5 protein-coding genes are annotated in these 14,223 nt (G+C 43.8%); all 5 read right to left on the bottom strand.

Going from position 1 to position 14,223, the window contains the following annotated elements:
• Positions 1-11 precede the first annotated feature (11 nt).
• Genes CPT03_RS13645 through CPT03_RS13625 form a run of 5 tightly spaced genes read right to left on the bottom strand, consistent with a single transcriptional unit; the run spans position 12 to position 14,188 of the window.
• Positions 12-968 carry a phytanoyl-CoA dioxygenase family protein gene (locus CPT03_RS13645; RefSeq protein WP_099439366.1) on the bottom strand — a complete coding sequence of 319 codons (957 nt, stop codon included), beginning with the start codon at positions 966-968 and terminating at the stop codon, positions 12-14.
• Positions 969-1,949, bottom strand: a complete 981-nt coding sequence (locus CPT03_RS13640; RefSeq protein ID WP_157766443.1) for a hypothetical protein — start codon at positions 1,947-1,949, stop codon at positions 969-971.
• A 4-nt stretch (positions 1,950-1,953) separates the two neighbouring features.
• Positions 1,954-2,646: an aspartyl/asparaginyl beta-hydroxylase domain-containing protein gene (locus CPT03_RS13635; protein ID WP_099439364.1), complete on the bottom strand. Its 693-nt coding sequence runs from the start codon at positions 2,644-2,646 to the stop codon at positions 1,954-1,956.
• Between the two features lie 15 nt (positions 2,647-2,661).
• On the bottom strand, positions 2,662-3,555 hold the full coding sequence (locus CPT03_RS13630; protein WP_245869839.1) for a PorP/SprF family type IX secretion system membrane protein: 894 nt from the start codon (positions 3,553-3,555) through the stop codon (positions 2,662-2,664).
• 37 nt (positions 3,556-3,592) lie between these two features.
• Entirely contained in the window at positions 3,593-14,188 is a 10,596-nt protein-coding gene (locus CPT03_RS13625; protein ID WP_099439363.1) for a YDG domain-containing protein, read from the bottom strand.
• Between the last annotated feature and the right edge of the window lie 35 nt (positions 14,189-14,223).

The following is a 14,223-nucleotide window of genomic DNA, read 5'->3' as shown; positions in this document are numbered from 1 at the left end:
TTCGGCATTATCTATAATTTGGCAAAACTTACATATTGCACAAATCTTGGCAGTGTAGATTGATTTCTGCCTGCGGAATGGGGTATAGTATTTTGCCAGAGAATCAGATCGCCCCTTTGGCCACTTACAGGGCTTGATGTTTCTGTAGCTAGCATATATTCCTGTGCTTTTTCTAACGAAGCAAAAGGCTTTATCCAGTCCTTGAAACGTAAGTGGAATCCGGGTACTACCATTAATGGCCCTCGCTCTTGTGGTACTTCATCCAGATATACCAATCCCTGAATATGAAACCCAATGGGAGCCTCGAAATTAATGTCCCAATGTAAACTCCCATTTCTTAATTTCCACTCATCGGTTTCCGGAGGATTAAATCCTACCTTTTCTGTCGTTGGAATTAGCTGGTCAGTCTGATAGAGTTCAGCAAATATTTCTTTAATACGAGGGTGGTATCTGACTTTCTCCATCTGTTCATTCTGGTAGAGCTGTACCATGATGCCTTGTAAATCCGGATGTTTTTGATACCAGGTTTGCGGTTGATCAATTTCGATGTTCAAATGTTCACATATTTGCTGCCTCACCTGATTACATATGGAGCTTTCAACGGCCCCGGGAATCCTAATGTAACCAAATGTTTCCCAGAATTGTAATTGCTCCTCGCTAAGCGTTTTAGGGTAAACCGGAGCTTTACTACTTTTTGTTTGCTGATCCGTACTCCAGCTATTGAATCTTAAAGTTGCCTGTTCCACGAAAGCATTCCCTTTCAAATCAGTTATCCATTGCCTGAAATGCTCAACATCTCTACATTCCATATACATAAATGAGAGTGTTTCAAATTTCCCTAATCCATAAAAGTTCATCCATACAGTTTCTGTATTTTCAAACCCGGGAGGTAAATTTATCTCATTTCCCAGTTTTTTATTTTTATGCATTTCATAAAATAGAGAGATAAATTCTTCGTGATGATTCATTTACTTGCAACTAGGTATATGGTTTTCTGATGCGGTTAGTTCTTTGAGATGCCTGTAAGCTCTACTGAGATGCTCGTAGGTAAATTTTGAATCTGGAGGAATATCCTCTTTAAAGGGTTCATTTGGAGATTTACTATGGAAGGTCAAGCGGGTTTTGAGCTTTGCCTCATCCTTAATCATTATACCTGTTATATTAGAATATAAAAAAATCATTCGCCTCACCCCATCCCCATAGTCTGCAAAAAAATTTAAAGGATGGCCATCCTGATGTGCGTTAATTATACGCAGATAATACTGCTCGATGACATCAGCGGTATAACGGTTAAAATCTCCAAAATATGCTTTGGTGAGGTCAATTCCAAGTAAGGCTTTATTTATTATTCCGGGTACACTGTGTATGCCCCTGCGTTTTTCCTGTGAAGCAAGTACCTGTTCAGGCGTTCTGAATATAAATATAAAAGGGGTAACTGGGAACCAGTTGCGGAGCTGTGTATAGAAATGGAGGTGCCAGCTATCCAGTTTAATTGTGTAACTAGATTCCTTAAAATTCCTTTGTTGCCCCATCATGTTCAAGGCGGCTTTAAACCATTTTTCCTGTTGCTCTGGTATCATGTTCGGGTCTTTCTCATTGGCCCTTAGTATTTCATCGAGAAGGGGCGCTTCAGAAATAACAATATTTTCTTCATCTTCACAAAAAGCTTGCGTGAGCAGTGTTGATCCGCAACGTGACACATGAAAGATAAACGCTGTTGGGTTAAGATGTGGGATTCCCTGGGCGGCTGCTATTAAAAAATCCGGATCACTTAAGCTGCTCAGTACTGATCGTTCCCTGTTACGCCATTTACTGATCTGAATGGTCTGGTCAAAAAAAGGCTCAGTTATGCTTCGGTTTTGAAGATCTATCCAGGATAGTACCCATTGACCTTCGGGATCATAAGTGAGAGAATAGGGGATCCAGTTTGTTAATGGATGCGGATACATAGACTTAAATTTTTTTACTTCTAAGCCTTGCAATGATAGCGTCTGCAGTAGGCGTGTTCATCAATGTTAATTGAGCAATCATTTTTGTAATGGTATCTTCATCATATTTATTTCCATCCTGGTCACTGGCAACAGGATAGCCGTGTTGCTCAAATAATTGGTCAGTCCATTCATTCTTTAATGCATCGATGATTAGGTGAACCCTTGTTGTTTTCCCTTCGTTTATGATCTCATGAGTTTTGCTAAAATCCATATACCAGCATTCGCCTTCTTGTAATTGTAGTTGTTGGTCCTCTATTGTAAAGTAAACTCCTGGATTGCTGGTTATTGGAATGTGAATTCTGAATGCCCCATCTTTATAGGCACACCCGTTATCCCTGTGTGGCTTAATGTGACTTCCTGGGCTAAGTGCCAAAAGGCGGACATTTTCTTTTTCGCATTGCCATGAATCCAGAATTTCTTTGATATAAGGGGTATTGTCCAGTAAAGGGGTATCTAAATGAGTAGAAAGATTTGGGTGAGCGTAAATATCTGTCGCGGATCCACTTGCAGATCGTAGTGATATGCTTTTCCAGGTTCCATCAAAATCCCTGGTGTTAAAATGTAGTGGCCACTCTTGTTCCAGGCAAGACTGGAGTTCTTGCTGCAGCTTCTGAACATCATAATTCAGTGCAAATTTAATATAAGTTGGACGCATCAGAAAATCTACTGTTTATTTGCCCAGATTTAATCTGAGATTAATTTCAAAGCTGCCATTGACATATGAACTGAGTGCAGAAGTTTGGGTGGTATAACTTCCACTGATCAAGTATTTCTTTCTAAAGTCCATTCCGAGTCCGAATGTGGCAGTTTTAGTACTGTGATAAAGACCCATCAGGAATACCTGTTGGTTTGCAATTTGCAGTTGCGCTCCGGCATCAATGATATTGTCGAATCCCTTTACCCCACGATAGGCTACTATGGGCTCTATATCCATACCTTCAGCACCTTGTATGAGCTGAAATTTGTAACTGGCTGCCCCATAAAAAGTAGTGACGTCATCAAGTTTAATGACATCTTTTTTAAAAACACTTTTCATGTTTGGAACAGAAGCCTGCAGTGTTAATCTTTCGGAGGTGTAGGCAATTCCAAAATCTCCATCAATATAAGCCTTTCTGTTGTTGTAAAGGCCTATTGCCGGATCATTAGGGTTTCCCTGGAGATCACTCTCATCCAGGCGTTGATTCATGAAGCCAAGCGATATTCCAAAATGTAAGCGATCTTCTCCGGAGTTCAGTTGTAAGTGATAAGCATAACTGCCCGTTATCCGGGTTTGTTTTAGCAAACCGGCACTTTCATTATATGCATTTAGCCCAAGTCCAACTTTCTCAAACCCATAGTCAGCTGTAATACTTTGTGTAAGGGGGGATCCAGGAACATTAGTCCACAGCTTACGGTAAGCTGCATTTAGTTTAAGTCCCTCAGTTGCCCCCGCCAGGGAGGGGTTCATCAGATAGCGGTTGTTAAAATACTGTGCCCCGAGTGGATTTATCTGTGCATGGCTATTGCTACCAGTGAAGATCACCAGTAACAATGCTAAAAATTTATATGCTGTTTTCATTTTCATGCTGTTCTTATTTATTGCTTTCAATATGAATTACAAATTATTTTCCTTTAATGATGGTTATGAATCCTTTAAAGGTTCGTTTGTTTTTGCCGAAATCAATGATATAGTAATAGGTTCCATCTCCCAGCGCCTCACCGTTGTAGGTTCCTTCCCAGCTATTGTCGTATCCTTTTTTGCTATAGAGTAACCTTCCTGATTTATCAAAGATCTTAACCTCATTATTAGGGTAAAAGTCGATGTTGTCCACGACCCATAGATCATTATAGCCATCTCTGTTAGGAGTTAAAATATTAGTGGCTTTAATTTTAAGCATGTCATCTAAAACTTTTACTGTAAATGCTCCGCTCTGAGTGCATCCATTAGCATTGGTTATGGTAACAGTGTAGGTAGTCGTTTCTCTCGGTCTTACGGTTAAGGTTGCGGTATGCTGTCCGCTGAGAATACTGCCGTTTGCAGCCCACGAATAAGAATTTCCTCCTGTTGCCGTTAGTAATATAGTCTCTCCTTTACTAACTTCAGTACTGTTTCCAATTATATTTCCTTTGTCAGCACTTATGTTAACAACTGGTAAAGGATTTACAGTCAGTACAAAGGTTCTGGAATAGGTATCCACGCCGCCATTCGTTGTTCCGCCATTGTCTTTTACCGTAATGGTAATGGTTGCAGTGCCTATTGCGCCATTTTTAATACGGTAATTAATGTTTTCGTTTGCTCCCGTGCCTGTTGCAGCAATACTTTGAAATAGATTCGGATTACTGCTTGTTATTGTTAGCGTGGTTTTTTGAGCTGTTTCAGGACCAGCACTAATTCCAGTCAAAGGAATATTTTGGACTGAAGTTGTATAGCAAACAGACTGATCCTCTATGGCCGAAAGCGTTGGGGTTTCATTCACATCGCTGATAGAAATGTTAATCTGCTTTTCTAACCATTGCCCGAACTGTGTTGTCGAACGAACCCTGATCGTATAGTTGGCCTTTGTTTCAAAATCAAATGTAGCACTTGATTTTAATTGATTTCCGATAATGGTAAAAGCATCGTTGTTTGTGTCGCCTTGGCCATTAACTAAAGAATAGGTGTAAACAGCAGAAGGATTTTCTGAAGTCGAGCTTAATGTTCCAGCTTTTGTTCCAACAGGACGATTTTCAAATAGTGGTACAGCGGCCAAAAGTATATCTGTAGGTTTACCTGGAACAACTTTCAACGTACCTTTTACATAATTGAAATTGTAATTTGTGGCGATACCTCCACTTACTATGATATCGTAATTTCCAGATGCGGATCCTGTATTGGCGATGGTGGTTGCTGTAGGAGGGGTGGTTAGATTATTAATTCCTTCTCCGTTAATGAATCCAGAATAAGTTACAGTTAATGGAGGGTTTATGGTTCCCTGGAATTTGATCTGATCCTCAGCAGTTACCATAAGCGCTCTAGGGGTAATGTCTCCTGTTGTTGAGGCTGTGGTTGTACTTAAACTGTAGTTGTCTTTATCGGCCCCATCAAGTACAAAAGTATTTGCTGTAATGGTTTTACCGGTTCCTTTGGTATTGGTATCATAGCTTGCCATTCCACTTACAGTTACCGCATCTGTACCCAGTACACCTGTTAGGGTATAGTTGGCCGGAAGCAGGGTTGCCGTGGTATTACCGTCATATACTTTGCTGATTAATGGTGTAGCATTCAGGGCTAAAGTAAGCGGTGCAGCCGTGATGTCACCGGTAGTAGTTGCAGTAGTTGTGCTCAGACTGTAGTTGTCTTTATCGGCCCCATCAAGTACAAAAGTATTTGCCGTAATGGTTTTACCGGTTCCTTTGGTGTTGGTATCGTAGCTTGCCGTTCCCGAAACGGTTACTGCATCTGTTCCTATTAAGCCTGTTAAGGTGTAGTTGGCCGGAAGCAGGGTTGCAGTTGTATTGCCGTTATATACTTTGCTGATTAATGGCGTAGCATTCAGGGCTAAAGTAAGCGGTGCAGCAGTGATGTCACCGGTAGTTGTTGCAGTAGCTGTGCTCAGGCTGTAGTTGTCTTTATCGGCCCCATCAAGTACAAAAGTATTTGCTGTAATGGTTTTGCCGGTTCCTTTGGTATTGGTATCATAACTAGCCGTTCCACTTACAGTTACTGCATCTGTTCCTATTAAGCCTGTTAAGGTGTAGTTGGCTGGAAGCAGGGTTGCAGTGGTATTGCCGTCATATACTTTGCTGATTAATGGCGTAGCATTCAGGGCTAAAGTAAGCGGTGCAGCGGTGATGTCACCGGTAGTTGTTGCAGTAGCTGTGCTCAGGCTGTAGTTGTCTTTATCGGCACCATTAAGTACAAAGGTACCCGCAGTAATGGTTTTACCAGTTCCTTTGGTCTCGGTATCGTAACTAGCCGTTCCCGAAACGGTTACTGCATTTGTTCCTATTAAGCCTGTTAAGGTGTAGTTGGCCGGAAGCAGGGTTGCAGTGGTATTACCGTCATATACTTTGCTGATTAATGGCGTAGCATTCAGGGCTAAAGTAAGCGGTGCAGCAGTGATGTCACCGGTAGTCGTTGCAGTAGCTGTGCTCAGACTGTAATTGTCTTTATCAGCACCATCAAGTACAAAAGTATTTGCTGTAATGGTTTTGCCGGTTCCTTTGGTCTCGGTATCATAACTAGCCATTCCACTTACAGTTACCGCATCTGTACCCAGTACACCTGTTAGGGTATAGTTGGCCGGAAGCAGGGTTGCAGTTGTATTGCCGTCATATACTTTGCTGATTGATGGTGTAGCATTCAGGGCTAAAGTAAGCGGTGCAGCAGTGATGTCACCGGTAGTCGTTGCAGTAGCAGTGCCCAGACTGTAGTTGTCTTTATCAGCACCATCAAGTACAAAGGTACCCGCAGTAATGGTTTTGCCGGTTCCTTTGGTATTGGTATCATAGCTTGCCATTCCACTTACAGTTACCGCATCTGTACCCAGTATACCTGTTAAGGTGTAGTTGGCCGGAAGCAGGGTTGCAGTTGTATTGCCGTCATATACTTTGCTGATTAATGGCGTAGCATTCAGGGCTAAAGTAAGCGGTGCAGCCGTGATGTCACCGGTAGTTGTTGCAGTAGCTGTGCTCAGGCTGTAGTTGTCTTTATCGGCACCATTAAGTACAAAGGTACCCGCAGTAATGGTTTTGCCGGTTCCTGTGGTGTTGGTATCGTAGCTTGCCGTTCCTGAAACGGTTACTGCATCTGTTCCTATTAAGCCTGTTAAGGTGTAGTTGGCCGGAAGCAGGGTTGCAGTGGTATTGCCGTCATACACTTTGCTGATTGATGGTGTAGCATTCAGGGCTAAAGTAAGCGGTGCAGCGGTAATGTCACCGGTAGTAGTTGCAGTAGTTGTGCTCAGACTGTAATTGTCTTTATCGGCCCCATCAAGTACAAAGGTATTTGCCGTAATGGTTTTACCGGTTCCTTTGGTATTGGTATCGTAACTAGCCGTTCCACTTACAGTTACTGCATCTGTACCCAGTACCCCTGTTAGGGTATAGTTGGCCGGAAGCAGGGTTGCAGTGGTATTGCCGTCATATACTTTGCTGATTAATGGTGTAGCATTCAATGCCAAAGTAAGCGGTGCAGCAGTGATCTCACCTGTAGTTGTTGCAGTAGTTGTGCTCAGACTGTAATTGTCTTTATCAGCACCATCAAGTACAAAGGTACCCGCAGTAATGGTTTTGCCGGTTCCTTTGGTATTGGTATCGTAACTAGCCGTTCCACTTACAGTTACCGCATCTGTACCCAGCACACCTGTTAGGATGTAGTTTGCTGGAACCAAAGTAGCGGTTGTATTGCCGTCATATACTTTGTTGATTAATGGCGTAGCATTCAGGGCTAAAGTAAGCGGTGCAGCCGTGATGTCACCGGTAGTTGTTGCAGTAGCTGTGCTCAGACTGTAGTTGTCTTTATCGGCACCATCAAGTACAAAGGTATTTGCTGTAATGGTTTTGCCGGTTCCTTTGGTATTGGTATCATAGCTTGCCATTCCACTTACAGTTACCGCATCTGTACCCAGTACACCTGTTAAGGTGTAGTTGGCCGGAAGCAGGGTTGCAGTGGTATTGCCGTCATACACTTTGCTGATTGATGGTGTAGCATTGAGGGCTAAAGTAAGCGGTGCAGCAGTGATGTCACCGGTAGTCGTTGCAGTAGTTGTGCTCAGGCTGTAGTTGTCTTTATCGGCCCCATCAAGTACAAAAGTATTTGCTGTAATGGTTTTACCGGTTCCTGTGGTGTTGGTATCGTAACTAGCCGTTCCCGAAACGGTTACTGCATCTGTTCCTATTAAGCCTGTTAAGGTGTAGTTGGCTGGAAGCAGGGTTGCAGTTGTATTGCCGTCATATACTTTGCTGATTAATGGCGTAGCATTCAGGGCTAAAGTAAGCGGTGCAGCAGTGATGTCACCGGTAGTCGTTGCAGTAGCAGTGCCCAGACTGTAGTTGTCTTTATCAGCACCATCAAGTACAAAGGTACCCGCAGTAATGGTTTTGCCGGTTCCTTTGGTATTGGTATCATAGCTTGCCATTCCACTTACAGTTACCGCATCTGTACCCAGTATACCTGTTAGGGTATAGTTGGCTGGAAGCAGGGTTGCAGTTGTATTGCCGTCATATACTTTGCTGATTGATGGTGTAGCATTCAGGGCTAAAGTAAGCGGTGCAGCCGTGATGTCACCGGTAGTCGTTGCAGTAGTTGTGCTCAGACTGTAATTGTCTTTATCGGCACCATCAAGTACAAAGGTATTTGCTGTAATGGTTTTACCGGTTCCTTTGGTGTTGGTATCGTAGCTTGCCGTTCCTGAAACGGTTACCGCATCTGTACCCAGTACACCTGTTAGGGTATAGTTGGCCGGAAGCAGGGTTGCAGTTGTATTGCCGTCATAGACTTTGCTGATTAATGGCGTAGCATTCAGAGCTAAAGTAAGCGGTGCAGTAGTGATGTCACCGGTAGTCGTTGCAGTAGTTGTGCTCAGACTGTAGTTGTCTTTATCGGCACCATCAAGTACAAAAGTATTTGCCGTAATGGTTTTGCCGGTTCCTTTAACATCCGTGTCGTAACTAGCCGTTCCACTTACAGTTACTGCATCTGTTCCTATTAAGCCTGTTAAGGTGTAGTTGGCTGGAAGCAGGGTTGCAGTGGTATTGCCGTCATATACTTTGCTGATTAATGGCGTAGCATTCAGGGCTAAAGTAAGCGGTGCAGCAGTGATGTCACCGGTAGTTGTTGCAGTAGCTGTGCTCAGGCTGTAGTTGTCTTTATCGGCCCCATCAAGTACAAAGGTACCCGCAGTAATGGTTTTACCGGTTCCTTTGGTCTCGGTATCATAGCTAGCCGTTCCCGAAACGGTTACTGCATCTGTTCCTATTAAGCCTGTTAAGGTGTAGTTGGCCGGAAGCAGGGTTGCAGTGGTATTACTGTCATATACTTTGCTGATTAATGGCGTAGCATTCAGGGCTAAAGTAAGCGGTGCAGCAGTGATGTCACCGGTAGTCGTTGCAGTAGCTGTGCCCAGACTGTAATTGTCTTTATCAGCACCATCAAGTACAAAAGTATTTGCTGTAATGGTTTTGCCGGTTCCTTTGGTATTGGTATCGTAACTAGCCGTTCCTGAAACGGTTACTGCATCTGTACCCAGTACACCTGTTAGGGTATAGTTGGCCGGAAGCAGGGTTGCCGTGGTATTACCGTCATATACTTTGCTGATTGATGGTGTAGCATTCAGGGCTAAAGTAAGCGGTGCAGCCGTGATGTCACCGGTAGTCGTTGCAGTAGCAGTGCCCAGACTGTAGTTGTCTTTATCAGCACCATCAAGTACAAAGGTACCCGCAGTAATGGTTTTGCCGGTTCCTTTGGTATTGGTATCATAGCTTGCCATTCCACTTACAGTTACCGCATCTGTACCCAGTATACCTGTTAGGGTATAGTTGGCTGGAAGCAGGGTTGCAGTGGTATTGCCGTCATAGACTTTGCTGATTGATGGTGTAGCATTCAGGGCTAAAGTAAGCGGTGCAGCCGTGATGTCACCGGTAGTCGTTGCAGTAGCTGTGCTCAGACTGTAATTGTCTTTATCGGCACCATCAAGTACAAAGGTATTTGCCGTAATGGTTTTGCCGGTTCCTTTAACATCCGTGTCGTAACTAGCCGTTCCACTTACAGTTACTGCATCTGTTCCTATTAAGCCTGTTAAGGTGTAGTTGGCTGGAAGCAGGGTTGCAGTGGTATTGCCGTCATATACTTTGCTGATTAATGGTGTAGCATTGAGGGCTAAAGTAAGCGGTGCAGCCGTGATGTCACCGGTAGTTGTTGCAGTAGCTGTGCTCAGGCTGTAGTTGTCTTTATCAGCACCATCAAGTACAAAGGTACCCGCCGTAATGGTTTTGCCGGTTCCTTTGGTGTTGGTATCGTAACTAGCCGTTCCTGAAACGGTTACTGCATCTGTTCCTATTAAGCCTGTTAAGGTGTAGTTTGCTGGAACCAAAGTAGCGGTTGTATTGCCGTCATATACTTTGCTGATTGATGGTGTGGCATTCAGGGCTAGAGTAAGCGGTGCAGCAGTGATGTCACCGGTAGTAGTTGCAGTAGTTGTGCTCAGACTGTAATTGTCTTTATCAGCTCCATCAAGTACAAAAGTATTTGCCGTAATGGTTTTGCCGGTTCCTTTAACATCCGTGTCGTAACTAGCCGTTCCACTTACAGTTACTGCATCTGTTCCTATTAAGCCTGTTAAGGTGTAGTTGGCCGGAAGCAGGGTTGCAGTGGTATTGCCGTCATATACTTTGCTGATTAATGGCATAGCATTCAGGGCTAAAGTAAGCGGTGCAGCAGTGATGTCACCGGTAGTTGTTGCAGTAGCTGTGCTCAGGCTGTAGTTGTCTTTATCGGCACCATCAAGTACAAAGGTACCCGCAGTAATGGTTTTACCAGTTCCTTTGGTCTCGGTATCATAGCTAGCCGTTCCCGAAACGGTTACTGCATCTGTTCCTATTAAGCCTGTTAAGGTGTAGTTGGCCGGAAGCAGGGTTGCAGTGGTATTACCGTCATATACTTTGCTGATTAATGGTGTAGCATTCAGGGCTAAAGTAAGCGGTGCAGCGGTGATGTCACCGGTAGTTGTTGCAGTAGCTGTGCTCAGGCTGTAGTTGTCTTTATCGGCCCCATCAAGTACAAAGGTACCCGCAGTAATGGTTTTACCGGTTCCTTTGGTGTTGGTATCGTAACTAGCCGTTCCTGAAACGGTTACTGCATCTGTTCCTATTAAGCCTGTTAAGGTGTAGTTGGCCGGAAGCAGGGTTGCAGTTGTATTGCCGTCATATACTTTGCTGATTAATGGCGTAGCATTCAGGGCTAAAGTAAGCGGTGCAGCGGTGATGTCACCGGTAGTTGTTGCAGTAGCTGTGCTCAGGCTGTAGTTGTCTTTATCGGCACCATTAAGTACAAAGGTACCCGCAGTAATGGTTTTGCCGGTTCCTGTGGTGTTGGTATCGTAACTAGCCGTTCCCGAAACGGTTACTGCATCTGTTCCTATTAAGCCTGTTAAGGTGTAGTTGGCCGGAAGCAGGGTTGCAGTGGTATTGCCGTCATACACTTTGCTGATTGATGGTGTAGCATTCAGGGCTAAAGTAAGCGGTGCAGCGGTAATGTCACCGGTAGTAGTTGCAGTAGTTGTGCTCAGACTGTAATTGTCTTTATCGGCCCCATCAAGTACAAAAGTATTTGCCGTAATGGTTTTACCGGTTCCTTTGGTATTGGTATCATAACTAGCCGTTCCACTTACAGTTACTGCATCTGTACCCAGTACCCCTGTTAAGGTGTAGTTGGCTGGAAGCAGGGTTGCAGTGGTATTGCCGTCATATACTTTGCTGATTAATGGCGTAGCATTCAGGGCTAAAGTAAGCGGTGCAGCGGTGATGTCACCGGTAGTTGTTGCAGTAGTTGTGCTCAGACTGTAATTGTCTTTATCAGCACCATCAAGTACAAAGGTACCCGCAGTAATGGTTTTGCCGGTTCCTTTGGTATTGGTATCATAGCTTGCCATTCCACTTACAGTTACCGCATCTGTACCCAGTATACCTGTTAAGGTGTAGTTGGCCGGAAGCAGGGTTGCAGTTGTATTGCCGTCATATACTTTGTTGATTAATGGTGTAGCATTGAGGGCTAAAGTAAGCGGTGCAGCCGTGATGTCACCGGTAGTTGTTGCAGTAGCTGTGCTCAGGCTGTAGTTGTCTTTATCGGCACCATCAAGTACAAAGGTATTTGCTGTAATGGTTTTACCGGTTCCTTTGGTATTGGTATCGTAGCTTGCCGTTCCACTTACAGTTACTGCATCTGTTCCTATTAAGCCTGTTAAGGTGTAGTTGGCCGGAAGCAGGGTTGCAGTGGTATTGCCGTCATACACTTTGCTGATTGATGGTGTAGCATTGAGGGCTAAAGTAAGCGGTGCAGCAGTGATGTCACCGGTAGTCGTTGCAGTAGTTGTGCTCAGACTGTAATTGTCTTTATCAGCACCATCAAGTACAAAAGTATTTGCTGTAATGGTTTTGCCGGTTCCTTTGGTATTGGTATCATAGCTTGCCATTCCACTTACAGTTACCGCATCTGTACCCAGCACACCTGTTAAAGTGTAGTTGGCCGGAACCAGGGTTGCAGTTGTATTGCCGTCATATACTTTGCTGATTAATGGTGTAGCATTCAATGCCAAAGTAAGCGGTGCAGCAGTGATCTCACCTGTAGTTGTTGCAGTAGTTGTGCTCAGACTGTAATTGTCTTTATCAGCACCATCAAGTACAAAGGTACCCGCAGTAATGGTTTTGCCGGTTCCTTTGGTATTGGTATCGTAGCTTGCCGTTCCCGAAACGGTTACTGCATCTGTTCCTATTAAGCCTGTTAAGGTGTAGTTGGCTGGAAGCAGGGTTGCCGTGGTATTGCCGTCATAAGCTTTAGTGATGCTAGGAGTGGCGCTGAGGACTAAAGTAATATTTTTCTTGTCAACAGTAATTGTTTTCTCAACCATTGGTGCAGGGTTATAACTTGTATTTCCTGCTTGAGTAGCCGTAATGTTCGTGCTTCCGGCACCGATAATCGTTACTGTATTACCGACTACTGTGGCTACTGTTGGGGCACTGGAAGTGTAGGTTACTGGTAAGTCTGCACTACTATTTAGAGGCAAGGTAAAGGTTCCGTCCCCATAAGTTTTTGTATAATCGGTTAAAGTAATCGATTGGTCAATTGTTCCAACTATAATTGAGTAACTCTGTGTACCGGTATTTGGAGTGCTGCAGTTGTCTGTAGCCTTAATCACGAAGTTGAATTGACCACCCATACTTGGAGTTCCTGAAATTTCTCCAGTAGCCGTATTGAGTGTTAATCCATCCGGGAGTGCTCCGCTTTCTAGTGAAAAAGTAAAGGTTCCGTTTCCACCTGAAGTTACCTGAACAGTCGTAGTATAAGCGATATTTGGAGTTGCCTGAGGTAGAGGACCAGGATTGAATGTTATCACTGGATTGACCAAGGTAAAATTCACTATATCTGAAGTGGTACCATTAACTCCACTAACTTTTACACGGTATTTTTTTGTGCTTAAGCCTGTGATGTTACTTATGCTGAGTGTTGCTGTAGTTACCCCGCTGTAAATTCCCGAAGCTACAATTGGAGTGAAAGTAGTGCCGTCATCGCTTACTTCCCATTGATAAGAACATACTTCGCTGGCAGTAATACTAAAGGATGTTGCAGAGCCCGGACACAGGTTAGTACGGTTAACTGGTTGGGCAGTAATGTGGATTCCTGTAACAACAATTGGTGTTGCTGCAGAAAATAATGGATTGTAATGATAGCCATCACTTCTGATTTCCCATTTACTAGGATCATTGATTTTAGTAAGCAGCTCAGAAGGGAGACCTGTTGCATTGCCAATGTCTTCCCTTTTATATCTTGCAACAGGCGCAGCATTAACAAATGGATCACCTGGATCTGCAAAAGAAATTGCCAGTTTCTGTGCTCCGGAATTTAAAGCCGATGGTAGAACCGATTTATCTGCACCAAAAGCAGTTGGTGATAAGCTTGCTTCCCACTGGGATACAACTGGTTTATTGATGCTCATGCCTGCCAAAAAATTAGGAGTGGCAATAGAGTTAGTAAATGCGAATAGCTGATCTCCCGAAAATTCAGCGAGACTCATTTGCTCTTGTGGACTGACCGCTCCTGAACTGGTGTTGTAAGATGATTGTGCTACCGTGATTGTACCACGTGTATTATCGTTGATGTCCTTTGCCACAAGAGTATATTTACAATAAACAATGATTTCTGTTCCGGCAGGATAGGCCACATCAGCCGTCCATTTCAAGACAGCATCCGAAGGTGCATTGCTTGCAGTTTGAAAGCTACTTCCTGTCCAGCCCAGATCCGTAAAAAAAATTTCCTGACCTGCAGGAATATCTTTTAATAATAGAAAGGAAAAGGAATCGTCTGTAGAAGTCCCGTCTGTACCGTCATCAAGCTGATTGTAACCGGTAAAAACTAAGTCTCCAGCACCTAATGTACATTGAGCGTAGGAGAAAAAGTTAATACAAAATACCATGGATAGAGTAAGTGCTATCCTTAGTAGAAAGGTGCCTGTTGAAGTTTTCATTGAGCGATTTTTTGTAAAATATATTGTAAACTATT

It is taken from the genome of Pedobacter ginsengisoli (assembly GCF_002736205.1).
In the GTDB taxonomy this organism is placed as follows: Bacteria; Bacteroidota; Bacteroidia; order Sphingobacteriales; family Sphingobacteriaceae; genus Pedobacter; species Pedobacter ginsengisoli_A.
This window is presented reverse-complemented; position numbering and strand designations above follow the sequence as displayed.